The sequence below is a fragment of the Nocardioides sp. GCM10028917 genome (assembly GCF_042666175.1).
Taxonomy (GTDB): Bacteria; Actinomycetota; Actinomycetes; order Propionibacteriales; family Nocardioidaceae; genus Nocardioides.
Genome location: NZ_JBHTFL010000001.1, coordinates 122,327 through 143,240, shown reverse-complemented (window position 1 = coordinate 143,240; position 20,914 = coordinate 122,327). Strand labels below are relative to the sequence as shown.

The 20,914-nt window shown below is 71.0% G+C and carries 17 protein-coding genes and 2 tRNA genes; 10 read left to right on the top strand and 9 right to left on the bottom strand.

What is annotated here, in order from left to right; genetic code table 11:
- Nucleotides 1–44: 44 nt before the first annotated feature.
- From ACFQW6_RS00690 to orn, 3 genes are all read right to left on the bottom strand, one after another.
- Nucleotides 45–1,451: a tyrosine-type recombinase/integrase gene (locus ACFQW6_RS00690; RefSeq protein ID WP_378540265.1), complete on the bottom strand. Its 1,407-nt coding sequence runs from the start codon at nt 1,449–1,451 to the stop codon at nt 45–47.
- A 191-nt stretch (nt 1,452–1,642) separates the two neighbouring features.
- Nucleotides 1,643–1,718, bottom strand: a tRNA-His gene (locus tag ACFQW6_RS00685).
- 45 nt (nt 1,719–1,763) lie between these two features.
- The gene (gene orn, locus ACFQW6_RS00680) at nt 1,764–2,408 is read right to left on the bottom strand and encodes an oligoribonuclease (RefSeq protein ID WP_378540264.1); all 645 of its coding nucleotides are present in this window, start codon (nt 2,406–2,408) and stop codon (nt 1,764–1,766) included.
- Nucleotides 2,409–2,563: 155 nt separating this feature from the next.
- Between orn and ACFQW6_RS00675 the strand changes: the two genes are divergently transcribed.
- Together ACFQW6_RS00675 and ACFQW6_RS00670 are read left to right on the top strand one after the other, a co-directional pair.
- The gene (locus ACFQW6_RS00675) at nt 2,564–3,352 is read left to right on the top strand and encodes a DsbA family protein (protein ID WP_378540263.1); all 789 of its coding nucleotides are present in this window, start codon (nt 2,564–2,566) and stop codon (nt 3,350–3,352) included.
- A gap of 25 nt (nt 3,353–3,377) precedes the next feature.
- Nucleotides 3,378–4,391, top strand: coding sequence for an adenosine deaminase (locus tag ACFQW6_RS00670; RefSeq protein ID WP_378540262.1), 1,014 nt, complete (start codon nt 3,378–3,380; stop codon nt 4,389–4,391).
- Nucleotides 4,392–4,406: 15 nt separating this feature from the next.
- Here ACFQW6_RS00670 and ACFQW6_RS00665 read toward each other — a convergent pair whose 3' ends face one another.
- Nucleotides 4,407–4,565 (bottom strand): hypothetical protein, encoded by a 159-nt coding sequence (locus ACFQW6_RS00665; protein WP_378540261.1) that lies wholly within the window; start codon nt 4,563–4,565, stop codon nt 4,407–4,409.
- Nucleotides 4,566–4,785: 220 nt separating this feature from the next.
- Here ACFQW6_RS00665 and ACFQW6_RS00660 point away from each other — a divergent pair, with 220 nt between their 5' ends.
- A complete protein-coding gene (locus ACFQW6_RS00660; protein WP_378540260.1) occupies nt 4,786–5,403 on the top strand; it encodes a hypothetical protein in 618 nt (205 codons plus the stop codon).
- A gap of 205 nt (nt 5,404–5,608) precedes the next feature.
- Here the strand turns inward: ACFQW6_RS00660 and ACFQW6_RS00655 are convergent.
- From ACFQW6_RS00655 to ACFQW6_RS00645, 3 genes are all read right to left on the bottom strand, one after another.
- Nucleotides 5,609–5,684, bottom strand: a tRNA-Arg gene (locus ACFQW6_RS00655).
- A gap of 71 nt (nt 5,685–5,755) precedes the next feature.
- Entirely contained in the window at nt 5,756–7,690 is a 1,935-nt protein-coding gene (locus tag ACFQW6_RS00650) for a hypothetical protein (RefSeq protein WP_378540259.1), read from the bottom strand.
- Nucleotides 7,691–8,065: 375 nt separating this feature from the next.
- On the bottom strand, nt 8,066–9,454 hold the full coding sequence (locus ACFQW6_RS00645; RefSeq protein WP_378540258.1) for a dicarboxylate/amino acid:cation symporter: 1,389 nt from the start codon (nt 9,452–9,454) through the stop codon (nt 8,066–8,068).
- Nucleotides 9,455–9,716: 262 nt separating this feature from the next.
- Here ACFQW6_RS00645 and ACFQW6_RS00640 point away from each other — a divergent pair, with 262 nt between their 5' ends.
- Complete coding sequence (locus ACFQW6_RS00640) at nt 9,717–10,316, top strand: hypothetical protein (RefSeq protein ID WP_378540257.1); 600 nt, start codon at nt 9,717–9,719, stop codon at nt 10,314–10,316.
- A 25-nt stretch (nt 10,317–10,341) separates the two neighbouring features.
- Nucleotides 10,342–10,944 (top strand): hypothetical protein, encoded by a 603-nt coding sequence (locus ACFQW6_RS00635; RefSeq protein WP_378540256.1) that lies wholly within the window; start codon nt 10,342–10,344, stop codon nt 10,942–10,944.
- A 3-nt stretch (nt 10,945–10,947) separates the two neighbouring features.
- Here ACFQW6_RS00635 and rlmC read toward each other — a convergent pair whose 3' ends face one another.
- Together rlmC and ACFQW6_RS00625 are read right to left on the bottom strand one after the other, a co-directional pair.
- A complete protein-coding gene (gene rlmC, locus ACFQW6_RS00630; protein ID WP_378540255.1) occupies nt 10,948–12,111 on the bottom strand; it encodes a 23S rRNA (uracil(747)-C(5))-methyltransferase RlmC in 1,164 nt (387 codons plus the stop codon).
- Complete coding sequence (locus ACFQW6_RS00625; protein WP_378540254.1) at nt 12,104–13,513, bottom strand: aminopeptidase P family protein; 1,410 nt, start codon at nt 13,511–13,513, stop codon at nt 12,104–12,106. The genes rlmC and ACFQW6_RS00625 overlap by 8 nt, the downstream gene beginning before the upstream one ends.
- Before the next feature lie 106 nt (nt 13,514–13,619).
- On the opposite strand from ACFQW6_RS00625, the gene ACFQW6_RS00620 reads away from it, so the two are divergent.
- The 5 genes from ACFQW6_RS00620 (at nt 13,620) to ettA (ending at nt 20,899) form a co-directional block, all read left to right on the top strand.
- Nucleotides 13,620–14,738, top strand: a complete 1,119-nt coding sequence (locus ACFQW6_RS00620) for a PrsW family intramembrane metalloprotease (RefSeq protein WP_378540253.1) — start codon at nt 13,620–13,622, stop codon at nt 14,736–14,738.
- Nucleotides 14,735–16,627, top strand: coding sequence for a dynamin family protein (locus tag ACFQW6_RS00615; RefSeq protein ID WP_378540252.1), 1,893 nt, complete (start codon nt 14,735–14,737; stop codon nt 16,625–16,627). The genes ACFQW6_RS00620 and ACFQW6_RS00615 overlap by 4 nt, the downstream gene beginning before the upstream one ends.
- A gap of 43 nt (nt 16,628–16,670) precedes the next feature.
- Nucleotides 16,671–18,326, top strand: coding sequence for a YfjP family GTPase (locus ACFQW6_RS00610; RefSeq protein WP_378540251.1), 1,656 nt, complete (start codon nt 16,671–16,673; stop codon nt 18,324–18,326).
- 374 nt (nt 18,327–18,700) lie between these two features.
- The gene (locus ACFQW6_RS00605) at nt 18,701–19,150 is read left to right on the top strand and encodes a single-stranded DNA-binding protein (protein ID WP_378540250.1); all 450 of its coding nucleotides are present in this window, start codon (nt 18,701–18,703) and stop codon (nt 19,148–19,150) included.
- A 66-nt stretch (nt 19,151–19,216) separates the two neighbouring features.
- Nucleotides 19,217–20,899 (top strand): energy-dependent translational throttle protein EttA, encoded by a 1,683-nt coding sequence (ettA, locus tag ACFQW6_RS00600; protein WP_378540249.1) that lies wholly within the window; start codon nt 19,217–19,219, stop codon nt 20,897–20,899.
- Nucleotides 20,900–20,914: the final 15 nt, after the last annotated feature.

Genomic DNA, 20,914 nt, shown 5'->3' with positions numbered 1-20,914 from the left:
GACGAAGGCCCGGACCGAGGTGGTCCGGGCCTTCGTGTTGTGTCCTAGGCGGCTAGGTCGTCCTCGTCGTCGACGTCGAACTGGGGGAGGTTGGACTCCCGCTTTGTGAGCTTGACGACCACCGCGCCCTCCTCGTCCACCTGGACGATGTCGGGCAGTCGTCGGTCGACGAGGGCCAGCGTCCGGTCGTCACCCTCGGGGGTGAGGTGCCCGTACACGTTCTCGGTCGTGGAGCTGCTGCTGTGGCCGAGTCGGCGCTGCACGACGAACACCGGGACGCCGTCGCTGAGCAGCCAGGCCGCGTGGGTGTGGCGGAGGTCGTGGATCCGGAGCCTCTTGGGCACACGGGCACCGGCGTTCTTCACGGCGGGGCGGAAGTAGCGGTTGTAGAAGTTGCCGTGGTGCAGGGGCTTGCCCTCGACCATGGTGAAGACGTGGTCGTCGTCGTGCTTGCCGTCCACGAACGGCCGCAGCAGCTCGACGAGCTTGGGGGAGAGGGAGATGCGTCGGACCGACGACTTGGTCTTGGGTCGTCCGAGCTTCCACTTCTTGCGGACCCACTTGAGCACCATCCGGATGTCGACGTAGGGGCGTTCGGCGTCGAGGTGCAGGTGACGGACCAGCAGGCCGGCGGCCTCTCCGAAGCGGGCGCCGGTGCCGACGAGGAAGTCGAGCAGGGGGCGGAAGTGCTCGTCCATCGCCTGACGCAGGTCGAAGTAGGCGGAGGCGTCGTGGAGGAAGAACATCTCGCGGCGGTCGGTCTTGGGCAACCTGATCTCGCGGGCGGGGTTGATCTCGAGCAGCGCCGGCCGCTGGTCGACCGCGAGCTGGAGTGCCTGCTTGAGGACGGTGTGGACGTTGCGGATGTACTTGTGGCTCAGCTTGGAGTCCTTGATCGGCCGCAGCGCATTGTTCAGCCGCGGCTTGGTGAGCATCAGGTCGACCCAGTGGTCGACGTACACCGCACCGGTGAGGGCGTCGGAGACGCGCAGCGGTTCGGTGCGCTGGATCAGACCGAGGTCGGTGTCGCCGAAGAACGGCAGGAAGTGGATGCGCCCGTACATCTCGTAGAGCTCTGCCGTGGACCCCTCGAGGTGGCGCTGGATGTCGAGGAACCGCTGCCACAGGTGGGCGAAGGTGACGCCGACGCGGGCGTCGTAGCGGTCCCCGACCCCGGTGGTGGACAGCACGACGCCGACGACGGCCTGTGTCGCGGTGGAGGTGTCCTGCGGGGCGGGCTTCGGCCGCCGGCCGAGCAGCTCGTCCAGCACCTCGTCGCTGGGGTTGTGCAACCACGCCAGCGCCCCGGAGAGGCTGCTGGTGCGGGCGAGCTGGCGGAAGAGTTCGGCATGGTCGCGGGTGGGGAACGGCTGAAAGGACCTCTTGGGTCCGGTCTCGTTCTGGTTGCGCCAGTAGACCCGGTGCTGCTGGCCGCGCTGTTCGATCCACATGATGGTTTCTCCGGTCGGTTGGTGGTGCTGACCGGCTTCACCGTGCGGCGATTCTGAGGGTGGGCAATCGACCCCGTCACTGCCCCCCAATCTCCTGCGGTGCCCCCCAATCTGCCCCCCAATTAGGGGGCACGGGGTGGAACGGATCGAGCCCCTGACCGCATCGCTGCAGGTCAGGGGCTCGATCTAGTTGGGGTGAGTAACGGGACTTGAACCCGCGACATCCGCCACCACAAGGCGGCGCTCTACCAGCTGAGCTATACCCACCATGTCCCGCAGCTGGCGCTGTGGACGACGAGAAGTGTAGGGCACTCAGTCCGTGGGGCCGGAATCGGCGTCCGTGTCGGGGCCGAGCCCGGTCAGCTGTCCGCCGTGGCGCGCGGCGATCTCCTTGGCGCGGGCGCTGTCCGGGCCGGGCTGCGGGACGAAGACCGCCTCACGGTAGTAGCGCAGCTCCTCGATGCTCTCCTGGATGTCGGCGAGTGCGCGGTGGTTGCCACGCTTGGTGGGGGCGGCGAAGTAGGCGCGGGGGTACCACCGTCGTGAAAGCTCCTTGATCGAGGACACGTCGACGATCCGGTAGTGCAGGAACGACTCGAGCGCCTGCATGTCGCGGGCGAGGAAGGCCCGGTCGGTGGCCACGGTGTTGCCGGCGAGAGGGGGCCGGCTGCCGTCGGCGCAGTGCTCCTTGATGTAGGCCAGCACCTGCTCCTCGGCGTCCGCGAGCGTCGTACCGCCGTCGAGCTCGTCGAGCAGGCCGGACTTCTCGTGCATCGACCGGACGAACTCGACCATCTGGTCGAGGGACTCCTGCGACGGCTTGATGATCACGTCGATCCCCTCGCCGAGCACGTTGAGCTCGAAGTCGGTGACGAGTGCCGCCACCTCGACGAGCGCGTCGGCCCTCAGGTCGAGTCCGGTCATCTCGCAGTCGATCCACACCAGTCTGTCGCTCACGACGGGCCACCCTACTTGGCCGTGCGTGGACGCTCTCAGCGTCGACTCAGCCTCGCCTCATAGGGTCGGGGGCGTGAAGGACAGGTTCGGCCTCGTCGCCCCGTCGACCGGACTGACCGACGATCAGACCACCGATCTCGAAGGAAGAAGCCTCGATGGCGCAGAAGAAGAGCTCGCACAGGACCGCTGAGGAGAAGGCGGCGACCGCGGCCAGGCGGGAGGCGCGGCGGGCGCGGACCGAGCGTTCGCGGGCCGAGGCCGAGGAGCGCCGCAAGAAGGCCAAGCGCAAGGAGCAGCTCACCCGCTTCGGCCTGATCGGTGCTGTGCTGCTCCTGCTCGTCGGCGGCTACTTCCTCATCACCAACCTCGGCTCCGACGAGCCGGACACCGCGCCGGCTGGCGCGAGCGGCGACTACGGCCTGGTGGTCGGCGACGCGGACGCGCCCAAGGAGATCGTGATCTACGAGGACTTCCTGTGCCCGTTCTGCGGCCAGCTCGAGCAGACGGTCGGCGAACGGCTGGACGCCGCCGTCGAGGCGGGCGAGGTCAACGTCGAGTACCGACCGCTGCCGTTCCTCGAGAGGATCAGCGACTACTCCCCGGAGGCCGCCAACGCCTTCGCCGTCGTCCTCGACGAGTCGGGCCCCGAGGTCGCGAAGGAGTTCCACGACCTGCTCTTCGAGAACCAACCGCCCGAGTCGGGCCCCTTCCCCGACAGCGACCAGCTCGTCGAGTGGGCGGTGGAGGCCGGTGCGGAGGAGGACGCCGTTCGCCCCGGTATCGAGGACATGGCCTTCGAGGGCTGGGTCGAGGCGGCCGGCGAGGCCGCGGCCGACGCCGACGTCGACTCCACGCCGACGGTGCTCGTCGACGGCGAGGTCGTCGAGGGAGAGGGCCTGACGATCGACGACATCGCCGCGAGGATGCTCGGCGCGAGCAGCTGACGTCTGCTCTGGGACACTGCGGGGCGTGAGTCTCCCGTCCTTCATCGCCGGCCTTCCCAAGGCCGAGCTCCACGTCCACCACGTCGGGTCGGCGTCGCCGCGGATCGTCTCCGAGCTCGCGGCGCGCCACCCGGCGGCGGGCGTGCCGTCCGACCTCGAGGCGCTGCGGGAGTTCTTCACCTTCCGCGACTTCGCCCACTTCATCGAGGTCTACCTCGCCGTCGTCGACCTGGTCCGCACGCCCGAGGACGTCCGGCTGCTGACCTACGAGGTCGCCCGGGAGATGGCGGAGGGCCAGAACCTGCGCTACGCGGAGCTGACCTGCACGCCGTACACCTCCGTGGTCCGCGGCATCCCCATCCAGGCGTACACCGAGGCGATCGAGGACGCGCGGGTCGCGGCCGAGCGCGACTTCGGGCTGGTGCTGAGGTGGATCTACGACATCCCCGGCGAGTCCGGGATCCCCGCTGCCGACGCGACGCTGGCGTACGCGCTCGAGCACCGCACCGACGCCCTGGTGGGCTTCGGGCTGGGTGGCCCCGAGATCGGGGTGCCGCGGGCGCAGTTCCGCCCCCACTTCGACGCCGCCCGGGCGGCCGGCCTGCGGTCCGTGCCGCACGCGGGGGAGACGACCGGTCCGGAGACGATCTGGGAGTCGCTGCACCTGCTGGGCGCCGAGCGCATCGGCCACGGCGTCTCGGCCGTCCAGGACCCTGAGCTGCTCGCGCACCTGGCCGACACCGGCATCGTGCTGGAGGTCTGCCCGACGTCCAACGTCGCGACGCGAGCCGTGGACCGCATCGAGGACCACCCGCTGCGGAGGTTCGTCGAGGCGGGCGTCGCGGTGACGATCAACTCCGACGACCCGCCGATGTTCGCCACGTCGCTCAACCACGACTACGCGGTCGCGGCCGACCTCCTCGACCTCGACGAGCGAGGCGTGGCCGACCTGGCGCGGGCGGCCGTCGACGCGTCGTTCGCGCCCGCGGACGTGAAGGCGCGGATCAACGCCGAGATCGAGGCGTACGCCGCTCGCTGAGGTGTGCCCGGTTGGTCAGCTGTCTGCGCGGCCGCGGGCCGCGCGGTGGGTGGGCATCTGCTTGGCCGAGCGGACGTTCGTCGGGTCGAGCGCGGTCATGACGTACAGCAGTGCGCCGATGCCGGCGAGCACGCCGAACACGGTGAGGAGACTCAGGCCCAGGTCGTGCGACATCGGGACTCCGATCTGGTGGGGGATGACTCGCGCTCGTACCCGTCCGCGGACGGCTCATGAGCGCGCCTTCACCCGCAGGGCGGTGCGGACGGGGGTAAACCAGAGTTCGCACAGGTGTCCTACCCCGAGGGGTATGACCGGCACGGGCGCCCGTGCCTAACGTCGAGCGAGCGGGCGGCGGATGCTGCCGTGCGGGAGGCGTCACTTCGGAGGGGAACCAATGAACCAGTTCACACACGTAGCGCGGCGGCTCGCCGCAGGAGCGGTGATCGCCCTGGCGATGACCGTCGGCCTCACCTCGTTCACGGTCGCCGGTTCGTCGGCGGCCGCGGGATCGGGCAAGTCGGTGGTCGGCAAGTCCGACCTCGGCAAGATCACCAGCAAGGTCGTCGGCAAGACGTCCACCGGCGACAAGGTCAAGGGCTCGTTCACGCCGATCGAGGTCGTCGAGCAGGGCGGCGTCATGTACATGACCGGCTTCCTGAAGGGCGTGATCAAGGACGCCGGACCCAACACCAAGTTCTCGGGCGTCCAGTCCATCCCGATCAAGAAGATCAACGGCAGCCCGCTCGTCAACGGGCGCGTCGCCGCCAACGCGGCCGCCTGCGACATCCTCAACCTGGTGCTCGGTCCGCTGGACCTCAACATCCTCGGGCTGCGGATCCAGCTGAACCAGGTCGTGCTCGACATCACGGCCGTCCCGGGTGCCGGCAACCTGCTCGGCAACCTGCTCTGCGCGGTGGCCGGGCTCCTCGACGGCACCCCGCTCGCCGGGCTCCTGGGCCAGCTCGGGACCCTGCTGAACCAGATCCTGGCCGCCCTCAACCTGGGCGTCTGATCACTTCGGCGCACCCCTGAACGTCGACGGCCCGGAGCCGGAGGTCTCTACCTCCGCTCCGGGCCGTCGTACGTCGCGCGGCTCGCGTCGCGCCGGGCAAGCATTCGGCCCCGCTACCTCATACGTGGCGGGGCCTGACCACATCCTGAGGGCAGAGGCGGCCGTGGTCCTGGACCGTCGTCGGCGTGTCGGCGCGACGACCTGGTGGCGCCCCCGGCAGGACTCGAACCTGCAACCCACGGATTAGAAGGCCGTTGCGCTATCCATTGCGCCACGGGGGCCAGCGGGGAGCAGTATCCCAGCCCGCACGCAGAAGCACCCCGGGTGTCCCCGGGGTGCTCCTGGTGATGGGTCAGTTGCTGCTGACGGTCCCCCCGTTCGTGACGGTCAGGGCCGACGTCTCGTGGCAGCTCGCCCCGATGTCCCGCTGGGCAAGGTTGGAGCTGTCATAGCTCACCCGCCAGGAGAACGAGCCGGTCGTGGTCTGCGCAGGCGCGTTGCCCGACAGGACCGTCTGCGGCGAGCTGCCGGAGACGTTCTTGACAGTCGAGAAGGCGGCGTCGCCGTTGCAGGTGCCGTTGGTGAAGAACTCGAACGAGACCGTTCCCGCCAGAGCGCCGCCGGCGCTCGCCGAGACCGTCGCCGAGTCACTGGGCACCCATGTCTGAGCGCTGGACAGCGACGAGGGCACGGTGGTGACCACCACGTCCTCGTCCACGTCGTTGCAGGCGGCGTTGTGTGTCGTGCCGGAGTTGTTGGTGCTGCCGCTGTACGACGCAACCCAGTGGTAGTCACCTTGTGTGGTCGGCGTGAACGAAGCCGGACCGTACGTGCCGTTCCCGCTCACGGCCACGTTCTCGGACGGGGTCTGAGTCGAGCTGTCGTACACCAGAGGGCCGCACCCGCTGCTGTTCGGGCCGAAGAGCTTGAAGGTGATCGAGCCACCCGCCGCCGGGCCTGCAGCGCCGGTGAGGTTGATCACCGGGTCCGCGGGGTCGGTCGCCAGACCGCTCAAGGTCGCCTCGTCGGTCACTGCCTGCCCGAGGACGACGTCCGGCCCAGCGCTGGTGGACAGCTCAGGCGGTGCGGGGTTCACGGTGAAGCACTCGGATTCCATGGAGTCGCTCGACCCCGGGATGCCGGCGGCAGGATCGCCGCTGAACTCGGCTCGCCAGCAGTACCGGCCGACCGACGTGACGTACGCCGTGTCGGAGACCACCGTCACCGGGTAGGCGGAGCCGGTGAGAGCCTTCGACCCGACCGAGGTCCCGCCGCTGGTGCAGAGGCCAGGGGCGTCCACCTTGCACAGGGAGAACGCGACCGACCCCGCTGGCGTGGCAGTTCCGCCTTCGAGACTGACGACAGCCGAGTCCTTGACCCCGACGACCCCCGTGCCGATGGAGAGCCCACCGCTCGGGATGTTCTCACCGGTGCTGTCCTTCGGGGTCGTCACGGTCGTCGACTCGCAGTTGCTGATCGGCGGCGTGTTCGTGAAGATGGTGTCCTTGTAGTCCGCGGTGTCGGAGTTGCCGGTCACCGTGCTCGGGATCGTGTTCGCGAAGGACAGGCAGGCCGTGCTGCCACCGAAGATGGTGGCCGTCAGGTCGACCGCCGCCTCGCCCCGGAAGCCGTCGGCGCTGTACTGCGCCTGGGACACGCTGGCGTTGAGGAGCGTCGGTGCCCCCAAGGTCAGGTTGGGCGCGGTGCCCGACCAGGTGCGCAGGTAGAGGTCCCGGCTGCCGCCCTGCTGGTCCCAGAGGATCATGAAGTCGCCGGCCGCGCGGTTGGCCCACGGGTTGCAGTTGGCGATGAGAGTGGCGTTGGAGGCGGTGTAGTCGCAAGCGACGGGCGCCTTGTTCTTCATGAACTCGTAGGCGATGAAGCCGGTGCCGCTGTTGGCGTCGCGCTCCCATGCGAAGTACAGCCAGTCGTGGTTCGTGGTGGTGTCCCGCTCGGTGTCCAGCCAGGCCCGGCGGAGGTCGACCTGCCCGTTGGGGTTGGTGGTGTCGAGCATCGGTACGGCCGCGTTGTGGATCACGCCGATCTTGGTGGTGTTCGAGTTCTTCGGACCGAGCTCCTTCACGTTGCCGAACAGATCGGTCAGCTCCACGGTGCCGGCATCGGGGATGGTGCCGTCGATGGTGTACGGCCCGTCGGCTGCGAACGCGGCCAACGGCGTGATGACAGCTGCGGCTACCAGCGCACCGACGGCGGCCAACCTGGCGCCGGGTCGGCGCCAGACACGGCGCTTCCCGCCGCTGGCGAAGACAGATGTGCTTCGTGGCATGGCGAACTCTTCTCTTCCGGGGGGATCCGGCCCGGACAGGGCCGGTGGAAGGCATCGCGCCGGCCGGACAGACCCCGGCCGGACGTGTCCGCCGCCAACTGGGCGGCTGCAAGAGTGCGTGGAGCCGGATGTGAAGGGTCGCCGTGCGCCCTTGTCTGATCGTGTCGCCTCACCCGAAAGGGTGCGTTGCTACCACGGTCCTGATTTGGGTCCGCTTCGCCGCAGATCCGGTGACTTCGGTCAAGGTTGCTCGTAGAACACGTACAGGTCCAGACCAGTCCAGACCAATTCCCGACCATTCCTTGGCCTTCTGGGCAAAGCGAAACGCCGGCCTCGGTCGCAGGGACCGAGGCCGGCGTCACGGGAGTGGGGCCGTCAGGCCGCGGCGGGAGCCGGCTCCCGGGTGTCCTCGTCCTCGCGCCAGGCGTCGCGGCCGCGCGGGGCGTCGTACGTCGCCATGTCGAGGATGCCCTCGCGCCTGGCGACGATGGTCGGGACCAGCGCCTGGCCAGCGACGTTGACCGCGGTGCGGCCCATGTCGAGGATCGGGTCGATGGCGAGCAGCAGGCCGACGCCCTCGAGCGGCAGGCCCAGGGTGGAGAGCGTCAGCGTGAGCATGACGGTGGCGCCGGTGACACCGGCCGTGGCGGCCGAGCCGATCACCGAGACGAACGCGATGAGCAGGTAGTCGGTGACCGAGAGGTCGAGGCCGAAGAACTGCGCGACGAAGATCGCCGAGATCGCGGGGTAGATCGAGGCGCAGCCGTCCATCTTCGTGGTGGCGCCCAGCGGCACGGCGAACGAGGCGTAGGCGCGCGGCACGCCCAGGTTGCGCTCGGTCACCGACTCGGTGACCGGCATGGTGCCGATCGAGGAGCGCGACACGAAAGCCAGTGAGATCGCCGGCCAGGCGCCGGAGAAGAACTGGCGCACCGAGAGGCCGTGGATCCGGAGCAGCGTCGGGTAGACGCCTGCGACCACCAGCGCGAGACCGGCGTAGACCGCCAACGTGAACATGCCGAGGGAGCCGAGGGCGTCCCAGCCGTAGCTGGCGACGGCGTTGCCGAGGAGGCCGACGGTCGCGACCGGGGCCAGCAGGATGATCCACCACAGCACCTTCTGCACCACGGCGAGCGCGGAGCGGACGAAGCCGAGGAAGGGCTCGGCCGCCTCGCCGACCTTGAGGGTCGCGATGCCGACGGCGATGGAGACCACGAGGATCTGGAGCACGTTGAACGAGAAGCCGACCGTGCCGTCGCCGTTGTCGTAGCCCTCGAGCCCCAGGACGTTGGCCGGGACCAGGCCGGTGAGGAAGTCGAGCCACGAGCCGGTGGTCGACGGCGCCGAGGCCGCTTCGGAGGTGACGCTGGTGTGGTCGCCCGGCTGGAGGACCAGGCCGAGGACAATGCCGATGACGACCGCGATGAGCGCGGTGATGGCGAACCACGCCAGCGTCCGCCAGGCGAGGCGGGCGGCGCCGGTGACATCGCGCAGGTTGGCGATCGAGGCGACGATCGCGAGGAAGACGAGCGGGGGCACGACGGCGCGCAGCAGCGTGACGAAGGTGCCGCCGACGGTGCTCAGCGTCTCGGTGAGCCAGTTGGGGTCGACCTCGCCGGTCGTGGCGTCCACGCCGTCCGCACCCATGCTGCGGGCGACGAGGCCGAGGACGACGCCGAGGGCCAGGCCGATCAGGACCTGGACGCCGAAGGAGGGGGTTCGGAAGCGGGTCGGCTTCTTATCCGCAGTGGTAGAAGTATTCATACTGAAAAAGTAACCTTTCGGAACCGCGCGGTCGCAACCGGGCGGGGACGCAGGTGGGTCGAGGTCAGTCGAGGATGCGTCCGAGGCGACACAGCGCGCTCTCGGTGCGGGCGAGGTCGACGGCACGACGCTGCGTCAGGAGGTCTCCGACGCTCGTGAAGGTGGTCGTGGCGGTTCGCACGTCGAGCCCAACGGCAGGCTCATACTTTCGATTCCGTGGTTCGTGTCACAGCCCGGGTGGCCGCGGACCTAGGGTTCGCGCATGTCTCGTCTCGCCACACGGCTCGTCGCCGTCCTCGCGCCCGTCGCCCTGCTCCTGCCCGCTGGCGCCCACGCGGCGAAGGTCGTCACCGAGGACGCCGTCGGCGACGCCGTGACCCTCATCGACGAGTCCACGGACCTCGACGAGCCCACCCCTGCGCCCGATCACGCAGGGACCGACGTGGTCCGGACGGCGGTGGCACACGGCGCCAAGCGGCTGCGGGTACGCGTGGCGTTCCGGGCACTCGAACGAGACCCCTTCCAGTTCATCGTGATACGCGTCCGCACCCCTCACGGGAACTACGAGCTCGTCGTCGAGCGGCTGGGCGGCAAGCCGATCACGAGCATCGACCTGGGGCGGAGGACCGTGGACTGCGACGGCCTGGGGGCCAAGGTGGACCTGCGTGCCGACACCGTGACGGCCTCGCTTCCCACGTCCTGCCTCGACGCTCCGCGCTGGGTGCAGATCGGGGTCGGTGCCGTCTCCGTGTCAGGACAGCAAGGCAATCCTGAGCTGGGCGCTGCGTACGCCGACGATGCGCACCGCGACGGTGCGATCCGCGACAACATCGCCACGGGTCCGAAGGTGCGGCGCGGCTGACAGGCCGCGACCTAGGGTTCGTCCCATGTCGCCACGTCTCGGCCTGCGCCTCGTTGCGCTCATCGTCCCCGCCGCACTCCTCGCACCGGTCGCCGCCCACGCTGAGAAGGTGGTGACGCACGACCCGGCCGGCGACGCAACGGTCGTCGGCTGGCTCGCTGAGGAGGACGCCGAGCTCCCCCCGGTCCCGGACCCGTCAGCGGCGGACATCGTCCGCACCGTCGCCGCGCACGGCGACAGGCGACTGAGCATCACGGTCCACTTCACCGAGCTAGCGGGCGTGCGGGACCACTCGATGCAGGTGCTCGTCCGAACCCCGTCGGGTGCCTACCGCGTCGATCTCGACAAGGAGGAAGGACGGCGGGTGCGGTCGACGATCACGCGCAATCGGGAGGCCGTCGACTGCCGCGCGCTCCGGGCCCGGTACGACACCGGTGCGGACGCGGTCGCGGTGTCCGTTCCCACCGCGTGCCTCTCGTCGCCCCGCTGGGTCCGGCTGGGCATCAAGGCCTTCGCGCCGCTCGCCACGACCGACCCCGCCGTGCTCGCGTCCACCGTCGACGACGGCCACCGCGACACGGTCCGCCTGATGAGCGTCGGCGCCGGGCCGCGGATCCACCGCGGCTGACGCTCACCGCTCCAGTAGCACCATCACCTCGTAGTGCGTGGTGTGCGGGAACATGTCGAGGACCCGCGCCTCGCGCGGTCGGAGCGACGGCATCAGCGCGAGGTCGCGCGCCAGCGACTCGGCGTTGCACGAGGAGTAGACGACATGGCGCACGCCTGACCGCTCGAGCCAGCCGGCGAGGTCGGGGCCGATGCCGCGTCGCGGCGGGTTGACCACGACGAGGTCCGGGACGGCGTCGGAGGCGAGGGCGTACGCCGTCGCGTCGGCCGCGACGAAGTCCGCCGCCACGCCGAGCTCGGACGCCGTGGTGGTGGCGGCTGCGATCGCGTCCGCGGACACCTCGACGCCCAGCACCTCCCGGCCGGGCGCCGCGAGGTGGAGCGCGAAACCGCCCACGCCGCAGTAGAGGTCCCAGGCGCTGCGGACGTCGGGAAGGTCGCCCACCCACGACCTGGCCTGGTCGTAGAGAGCCTCCGCGACCGCCGTGTTGGTCTGGAAGAACGACCGCGGACCCAGCCGCAGCGTCACCCCGGTGGCCAGCCGCATCGGCAGCGTCGCGGTGTCGGTCAGCACGACCTCGCGCTCGCCCTCGAGCACCGCCTTGTGCTCGGGCTGGACGTTGATCGTCACCACCCGCAGTGCCGGCACCGCCTCGAGCAGATTGGGCAGGCGGGAGCGGATGCGCGCCTCGAGGGCCGTCGACCTCAGCACGAGACGCAGCATCATCTCGGCGTCGGGGGACTCGGTGAGCAGCACGTGCTTGAGCTCGCCGCGCCTGGTCGCGACGTCGTACGGCACCAGGCCGGCGTCGCGGATCCACCCGGCGATCCGGTCCAGGGCCGCCCGCAACCCGTCGGAGTGCAGGCCGCAGTCGTGCAGGTCGATCCCCGAGAAGTCGCGGCCGAGGATCCCCAGCGTCGGCGCGTCGACGGTGCCGCCGACGGCCATCTTGGCCTTGTTGCGGAACCGCGCGTCCGCGCCGGCGACGGTCGTCAGCCACACCGGCGAGTCCACCAGCGAGCGAGCGTGCTTCTCCTTGTCAGAGAGCTGACGCCCGCGTGGGATGCCGAGCAGGGTGCAGGAGCGGCAGCGGAACGCGTCGTAGTGGTGGCAGCGTGGCACCCCGTCGACGACAGTCAGGCTGGGCGCCGGCGCCGGGTCAGCCACCGATGCGGGAGCCCATCCACTCCTCGACGTCGGCCGAGGTGCGGGGGAGCGAGGCCGAGAGGTTCCGGTTGCCGTCGGCGGTGACCAGGATGTCGTCCTCGATGCGGATGCCGATGCCGCGCAGCTCCTCGGGGACGAGCAGGTCGTCCTCCTGGAAGTAGAGCCCTGGCTCGACGGTGAGCACCATGCCCTCGGCGAGGTCGCCCTTGGGGTAGATGTCGACCGACGAGCGGCCGCAGTCGTGGACGTCCATGCCGAGCATGTGCGACGTGCCGTGGAGGGTCCAGCGCGCGTAGACCTTGGACTCCGGGTCGAGGGCCTCCTCCGCGGAGACCGGCAGCAGCTGCATGTCCTCGAGGCCGTGGGCGAGGACCTTCATCGCGGCGTTGTGCGCGGCGAGGAACGGCGCTCCGGGCCGGACGGCGTCGATGCCGGCCTGCTGCGCCTGCTGCACCAGGTCGTAGAGGTCGCGCTGGAGCGGCGTGAAGCGACCGTCGACCGGCAGCGTCCGGGTGACGTCGGCGGTGTAGAGGTTGTGGCCCTCCACGCCCATGTCGAGGAGGACGAGCTTGCCCGGCTCGATGGCGCCGGTGTTGTCGATCCAGTGCAGCGTCGTGGCGTGCGAGCCGCCCGCGCAGATCGAGTCGTAGCCGATGTCGTTGCCCATCGCGCGGGCGCGCCGGAAGAAGGTGCCCTCGATCCACCGCTCGCCGAACTCGCGCACGCGGTCCCACTCGCGCACCGAGTCGTCGAAGCCGAGGGTCGTGATGTCGCAGGCCTCCTGGAGCTCTCCGACCTCCCACTCGTCCTTGATGAGGCGCAGCTCGTCGGCGACGCGCGCGAGGTCCTCGTCCGTGGAGAGGTCGCGGGTCTTGCGGTCGTCGTCGAACGACGGCAGGTCCTTGACGTGGCGCACCTCGATGCCGAGTGAGTCGGAGATCTCCTGCGCCGACGGACGGCGGCCGGCCCACAGCTCGCCGTACTGCCGGTCGCGGAAGAACTCGTCGGTGTCGCGCTCGGACCGGGGACGGGCGTAGAGCACCGACTCGCCGTCCTCGATCACCAGCACGGCGTCGGAGGTCTGGTTGCCCGAGAAGTAGGTGTGCGCGGTGTCGGGACGGAAGCGGTAGTCGGTGTCGTTGGCGCGCACCTTGTAGGTGCCGGCCGGCAGGACCAGCCGGTCGTCGGGGAACGCCTCCGCGAGCTTGGCGCGCCGCTCGGCGGCCCGGTCGGCCACCGGGTGCCGCGGCATGTCGAGCTGGCGGTCGCCCCAGCCCTCGCGCATGAAGGCGGCGTAGGCGGCCGGCACCGCGGGGTCGTGCGACTCGGTCTTGGGCTGCTCACCGGCGTCGTCGGCGGTCGGGACGGTCTCGGCGGGGTTCTCCGCAGTCGGCTCGCTCACGCGGTCACTGTACGCCGGGACACAGGCGCGCCCGGACCCGATCGGCCGTCCCCCCAAGGGGTGCGGCAAGGCGGGTGGGAGGGCGCTGCTCCGTTAGGGTCGGACCATGCAACGAGGCCGCCGCGACAGTGTCGCGTTCACCGTGGTGGTGGCCGCACTGGTGCTCCTCGGCGCGGTGGTCATGGCGGTGGTCGTCGCGCTGTCCGGCGCCCCCGGCTCGCTGGCGCTGGCGGCCCTGCTCGCGGCGGTCCCGGTCGGGCCGCTCGTCGGCTGCTTCATGTGGCTCGACCGCTACGAGCCCGAGCCCCGCAACCTGCTCGTCGCCGGCCTGCTCTGGGGCGCGTTCGCCGCCACCGGCGCGGCCCTCGTGTTCCAGGGCCTCGGCCTCGCGGGCGGTGCCACCGAGCGCGACGTGCTGAACACCGTCGCTCCCGTCACCGAGGAGGTCACCAAGGGCGCCTTCCTGTTCCTGCTCCTGTGGTGGCGCCGGCACGAGCTCGACGGCGTCCTCGACGGCCTTGTCTACGCCGGCATGGTCGGCATCGGCTTTGCCTACACGGAGAACATCCTCTACCTCGCAGCCGCCTACGACGGCACCGACGGGCTCGGCCCCGGTGGCACCACGGCGCTGACCTCGACCTTCATCGTCCGGTGCCTCATCAGTCCGTTCGCCCACCCCTTCTTCACCGCGTTCGTCGGCATCGGGGTGGGCCTCGCGATCGCCTCGCGGCGGACGTGGGTACGACTCCTCGCACCCGTGGCCGGCCTGGTGCTGGCCGCCGTCCTCCACGGCGTCTGGAACTCCTCCACCGTCTCGGGCACGGGCCACTTCCTCGTCGTCTACGGCACGCTGATGTTCCCGATGTTCCTCGGCGTCGTCGCCTTCGCGGTCTACCGGCGCCGGTCCGAGCGCCCGCTGCTCGCGCAGGCCCTGCAGGACGCCGCCGACCGTGGGCTGCTGCCCGCCACCGACATCCCGTGGCTCGTCGACCTGCGCGCCCGCAGGCACGCCCGCCGCTGGGCGCGCCACCGGGGCGGCCCGCTCGCGGAGCGCGCCATGCGTGAGTACCAGGCCGCCGCCATCGAGCTCGGCTACCTGCACCACCGCTACCTGCGCGGCACGGCTCCGTCCGACTTCTCCGTGCGCGGACAGGAGCACGTCGAGGAGCTCGGTCGGATCCGCCCCTACATCTCCTTCCCCGGACAGGTGGTCCCCACGCGATGACCCACGACGACGACCGGACCGCAGACCAAGCCCGCGACCAAGCCCGCGACCAGGCCCCCGACCACGCCCCCGACCAGGCCCCCGACCAGGCTCCCGAGGAGCGGCGCAGCACCGACGCCTCGACCGCCATGGTGACCGCGCTGGTGCGCCTGCGAGGCGCCCTGCAGGAGGCACGGCTGCCGCTCGAGCTCCCCGGAGCGGACGAGCAGCGCGACGCCCGCGCCGAGATGGTCGACCAGCTCGAGGACTACGTCATCCCGCGCCTGATGACCCTCGACGCGCCGCTCCTCGCGGTCGTCGGTGGCTCGACCGGCGCCGGCAAGTCGACGCTGGTCAACTCCCTGGTCGGCACCCGCGTCACCACGCCCGGTGTGCTGCGCCCCACGACCCGGTCGCCGGTGCTCGTCCACCACCCCGACGACGCCAAGTGGTTCGGCCAGGACCGCCTGCTGCCCGAGCTGGAGCGGGTCGACCGCCAGACCAACGACCCCGCCGCGCTGCAGCTGGTGCCGTCGCCCGTCATGGCCCCCGGTCTCGCCGTCCTCGACGCCCCCGACATCGACTCGGTCGAGGAGCAGAACCGCGTGCTGGCCGCTCAGCTCCTCGCCGCCGCAGACCTGTGGCTCTTCGTCACCTCGGCCGCCCGCTACGCCGACCAGGTGCCGTGGGACTTCCTCCGCAAGGCCGCGGACCGCTCGGCCGCCGTCGCCATCGTCCTCGACCGCACTCCGCCCGAGGCGGTGGACACCATCACCACGCACCTCGCCCGGATGCTGGCGAGCCGCGGTCTGAAGGACTCCCCGCTCTTCGTCGTCGAGGAGGGCGAGGTCTCCGAGCTGGGCCTGCTGCCCTCGTCGTCGGTGATGGAGATCCGGCAGTGGCTCCGCGCGCTGGCCGACGACGAGGAGGCACGCCAGTCGGTGGTGCAGCAGACCCTCGACGGCGCGATCCGCACGCTGGCTCGTCGTACGCACTCGGTGGCCGACGCCGCCACCGAGCAGGTCGACGCCGTACGCCGCCTGCGCGAGGACGCCAACGAGGCCTACGACCGGGCCGTGACGGCGGTCGGCGAGGCGTCGGCCGACGGCACCCTGCTGCGCGGCGAGGTCCTGGCGCGCTGGCAGGAGTTCGTCGGGACCGGCGAGCTGCTCCGCTCGCTGGAGACCCGGGTCGGCTGGATCAGGGACCGGGTCGTCAACGCCGTCAAGGGCAAGCCGCAACAGGCCGAGCGGGTCACCGTGGCGGTCGAGTCCGGCCTCGAGACGCTCATCCTCGAGCACGCCGAGGCCGCCGCCGAGCGCGCCGAGGCGTCCTGGCGCAGCACGGCTGCCGGGCAGATCCTGCTGCGCGACGCCGGCGAGGACCTCGGCCGGGCCTCCCGCGACTTCCGCCGCCGCGCCGAGCGCGCGGTGCGCGACTGGCAGTCCGACGTGCTCGACATGGTCCGCACCGAGGGCGCCGAGAAGCGCTCGACGGCGCGGTTCCTCGCCTTCGGCGTCAACGGGCTGTCCGTGGCCCTGATGGTGGTGGTGTTCGCCCACACCGCGGGTGTCACCGGCGCCGAGGCGGGCATCGCCGGCGGGTCCGCCATCCTGGGCCAGAAGCTGCTCGAGGCGGTCTTCGGCGACCAGGCCGTGCGCTCGCTCGCCGAGCGCGCGCGCCGCCAGCTCGAGGCGTCCATGCGCGACCTCCTCGACGCCGAGCGCCGCCGCTACACCGACCTGCTCGACACCATGGAGGTCTCGCCCGAGACGCCGGAGCGCATGCGCGCCGCCGCCCGCAGGGTCGACGACCTGCGCTTCGCCTCGGTCCGCCGCGCCCCCGAGGCGGCAGCAACCCCGGTGCAGGAGCCTCCCCGGGTGTCGGAGCACGAGGGCCACGCCCCCTAGGGTTGGGGGCGCACAGCAGCACCACTCGGACGGTGAGGAACTCATGACGTCGTTGCTCGAAGGGGCCAAGAAGCTGGTCACCAGGAGCTCTGACACCGGCGCGCGCGTCGAGGGACTCGAGCGCGCCGCCGAGGCGGCTCGCGGTCGGGTCGACGACGCGGTGGTCGACGACGCCACCGCCGTGGCCGCCCGCGCCTCGAGCCGGCTCAAGCTGTCCGCCGAGCACACCGTGGTCGCGCTGGGCGGCGCCACCGGCTCCGGCAAGTCCTCCATGTTCAACGCTCTCAGCGGTCTCGAGCTGGCCGCGGTCGGCGTACGCCGTCCCACGACGTCGTGGGCCACCGCCGTCGTGTGGGGCAAGCAGGGCGCCGAGGAGCTGCTGGAGTGGCTCGGCATCCCCGCTCGCCACCAGGTCACCCGCGACTCGATGCTGTCGAAGGCCGACGAGGACGTCGAGATGCGCGGCGTCGTGCTGCTCGACCTCCCCGACCACGACTCCACCGAGGTGTCCCACCACCTCGAGGTCCAGCGGCTCGTCCAGCTCGCCGACATGATGGTCTGGGTCCTCGACCCGCAGAAGTACGCCGACGCTGCGATCCACGACCGGTTCCTCAAGCCCCTCGCCGGGCACAAGGACGTCATGCTGGTCGTGCTCAACCACATCGACACGGTGCCCGAGGACCGTCGCGCCGGCATGGTCGACGACGTACGCCGCCTGCTCGAGGCCGACGGCCTGGGCGGGGTCCCGGTGCTGCCGGTCAGTGCCCGCCAGGGCTGGGGCGTCCAGGAGCTGCGGGCGTTGATCGCCAAGCGCGTGGCGGAGAAGAAGGTCACCCGGTCCCGGCTCGAGGCCGACGTGCGCTCGGCGGCCCAGCGCCTGGAGGCGGCGACCGGCACCGGCAAGGTGCCCACCCTGTCGAAGGAGCGCGTCGCCGCGCTCGACGACGCCTTCGCCGACGCGGCCGGCGTGCCGACGGTGGTCAAGGCCGTGGCCGACTCGACCCGGCTGCGCGCCAACCGCGCGACCGGCTGGCCCGTCACGGCGTGGTTCTCGCGGCTCAAGCCCGACCCGCTCAAGCGTCTCCACCTCGACCTCGGCGCCGCCGGCAAGGAGCTCACCGGTACCGCGCGGACGTCCGTGCCGCAGGCGACCGGCGTGCAGCGCGCCCGCGTCGACACCGAGGTGCGCTCCCTGGCCGACCAGGTGGGGGAGGGCATGGCGCCGTCGTGGGCGAGCTCGGTGCGCGCGGCCTCGGTGTCCCGGCTGCCCGACCTGGGCGACCGCCTCGACCGCGCCGTCGCCGCCACCGACCTCGGTGCGACGAAGATCCCCGTGTGGGCCGGCTTCGTGCGGGTCCTGCAGTACGTCCTCATCGTCGCCGCGCTCGTCGGTGCCGGGTGGCTCGCGCTGCTCGCCCTCGGCTCCTACGCCAGGCTCCCCGAGCCGCCGACGCCCGAGGTCGGCGCCTTCCCGCTGCCCACCCTGCTGCTGCTCGGCGGGATCGGCCTCGGCGTGCTCCTCGCCCTGGTCTGCCGGTGGCTGGTCGCGCTGACGGCCAGGTCGCGCGCACGTGCGGCCGACAAGCGGCTGCGGGACGCGATCTCCGAGGTCTCCGAGGAGCTGGTCGTGGAGCCGATCCGGGCCGAGATCGCCTCCTACGCCACGGTCCGCGAAGGGCTGGCCACCGCCCTGCGCTGAGCCGGTCGCTGGGTTGGCGATCGGGTGGCCTGTGTGGGGCTGAGTTTTGCGGCTGGACTCACCGGATATCCGTGCGTCGCTCCCCAGCCACGGAGAACTGCGGCCATACGACACCGCGGCGGTGCTGCACGAGTCGTGCGGCCGCAGTTCTTGGTCGGGACGCCGCCTCGGCCGGGCGTCGGCCTGGGCCTCGACCCGGCCCCGACCGCGGCAGGGGCATGACCGGCGGTCGCGAGCCACCGCGCGTCCACAACCACGTGCCGGGGCGGGTTGTCCACAGTGGTCGGGCGGCCCGGCATGCCCGCGTCGGTCGTCGCCCCGAGGCTTGGAGAAGCGCGGCGGGCCCGCTGCCGCGGACACCAGGAGGCACCTCGATGAATGACACCCAGATCACCCTGGCCGGCTGGATCGGCGGCGACGTCACGCTCCGCGAGCTGACCGACGGACGAGCCGTCGCGACCTTCCGGGTGGCGTGCACCCCGTCGCGATACCGCGACGGCGAGTGGGTGAAGGGCACGACCTCGTGGCACACCGTCAAGGCGTGGAACCGTCTCGGCCGCCACGTCGCGTCCTCGCTCGCCAGCGGTGACCCCGTCGTCGTGCACGGTCGGCTGGTGGCCGACGTCTGGGAGCGCGACGGCAAGCCGCAGACGTCCTTCGAGGTCGTCGCCACGGCGGTGGGCCACGACCTCTCGCACGGCACCACCGTGCTCACCCGGGCCAGCGCCGCGACGGTGCCCGCGAGCCCGTCGGAGAGCACCGCGGTCGCCGCACCGGCGGTCGACGACGCAGGCGTCGCCGAGCAGCCGGCCCGGGCGGCGTGAGCAGTCCCGTCGCGGTCGACGGGTGCGATTGTCGGCGCAGGGGCGCTTCACCGTAGGCTCGCCCGCATGGCTGAGTACGTCTTCACACTGCGCAACGTGCGCAAGGCCCACGGTGACAAGGTCGTCCTCGACAACGTCACCCTCTCGTTCCTCCACGGCGCCAAGATCGGCGTCGTCGGACCCAACGGCACGGGCAAGTCCTCGCTGCTCAAGATCATGGCGCAGCTCGACCACGCCAACAACGGCGACGCGATCCTCGACCCCGACGCGACTGTCGGGATGCTGCAGCAGGAGCCGCCGCTGAGCGAGGGCAGGACCGTCCTGGAGAACGTCGAGGAGGCCGTCGGCGAGATCAAGGCCAAGATGAAGCGCCTCGAGGAGGCGTACATGGAGATGGGCGAGCCCGACGCCGACCAGGACGCGCTCATGGCCGAGACCGGCGACCTGCAGACCGAGCTCGACAACGCCAACGCATGGGACATCGACAGCCGCCTCGACCAGGCCATGGACGCGCTGCGCTGCCCGCCGCCGGACGTCCTCGTCGACAACCTCTCCGGTGGTGAGCGCCGCCGCGTCGCGCTCTGCAAGCTGCTGCTCCAGCAGCCCGACCTGCTGCTCCTTGACGAGCCCACCAACCACCTCGACGCCGAGTCGGTCCAGTGGCTCGAGGGCCACCTCGCGTCCTACCCGGGCGCTGTCCTGGCCGTGACCCACGACCGCTACTTCCTCGACAACGTCGCGCAGTGGATCCTCGAGCTCGACCGGGGCAAGGCGCACCCGTACGAGGGCAACTACACGACCTACCTCGAGACCAAGAAGGACCGCCTCAAGATCGAGGGCCAGAAGGACGCCAAGCGCGCCAAGGTCCTCGAGCGCGAGCTCGAGTGGGTGCGCTCCAACGCCAAGGCCCGACAGACCAAGAGCAAGTCCCGTCTGGCGCGCTACGAGGAGATGGCGGCCGAGGCCGACCGGATGCGCAAGATCGACACCTCCGAGATCAACATCCCGGCCGGTCCGCGTCTCGGCGACGTGGTCCTGGAGGCCGACAAGCTCGGGAAGGGCTTCGAGGGCCGCACCCTCATGCACGACGTGTCGTTCAAGCTGCCGCGCGCCGGCATCGTCGGCGTCATCGGCCCCAACGGCGTCGGCAAGACCACGCTGTTCCGAATGATCACCGGCCAGGAGGAGCCCGACGAGGGCACGCTGAAGGTCGGCCAGACCGTCAAGATCTCCTACGTCGACCAGAGCCGCGGCGGCATCGACCCCAACAAGAACGTGTGGGAGGTCGTGTCGGACGGCCTTGACTTCATCAAGGTCGCCAACTTCGAGATGAACAGCCGCGCCTACGTCGCGTCGTTCGGGTTCAAGGGCCCCGACCAGCAGAAGAAGGCCGGGGTGCTGTCGGGCGGTGAGCGCAACCGCCTCAACCTCGCGCTGACGCTCAAGATGGGCGGCAACATGCTGCTCCTCGACGAGCCCACCAACGACCTCGACGTCGAGACCCTGTCCTCGCTCGAGGACGCGCTGCTCGACTTCCCCGGCTGCGCCGTGGTCACCTCGCACGACCGGTGGTTCCTCGACCGCGTGGCGACCCACATCCTCGCGTGGGAGGGCGACGCGGAGGACCCGGCCCAGTGGTTCTGGTTCGAGGGTAACTACGCCGCCTACGAGGAGAACAAGATCGAGCGGCTCGGCATCGAGGCCGCGCGCCCGCACCGGGTCACCCACCGCCGCCTCACCCGCGACTGAGTCGAGCAGCCAACC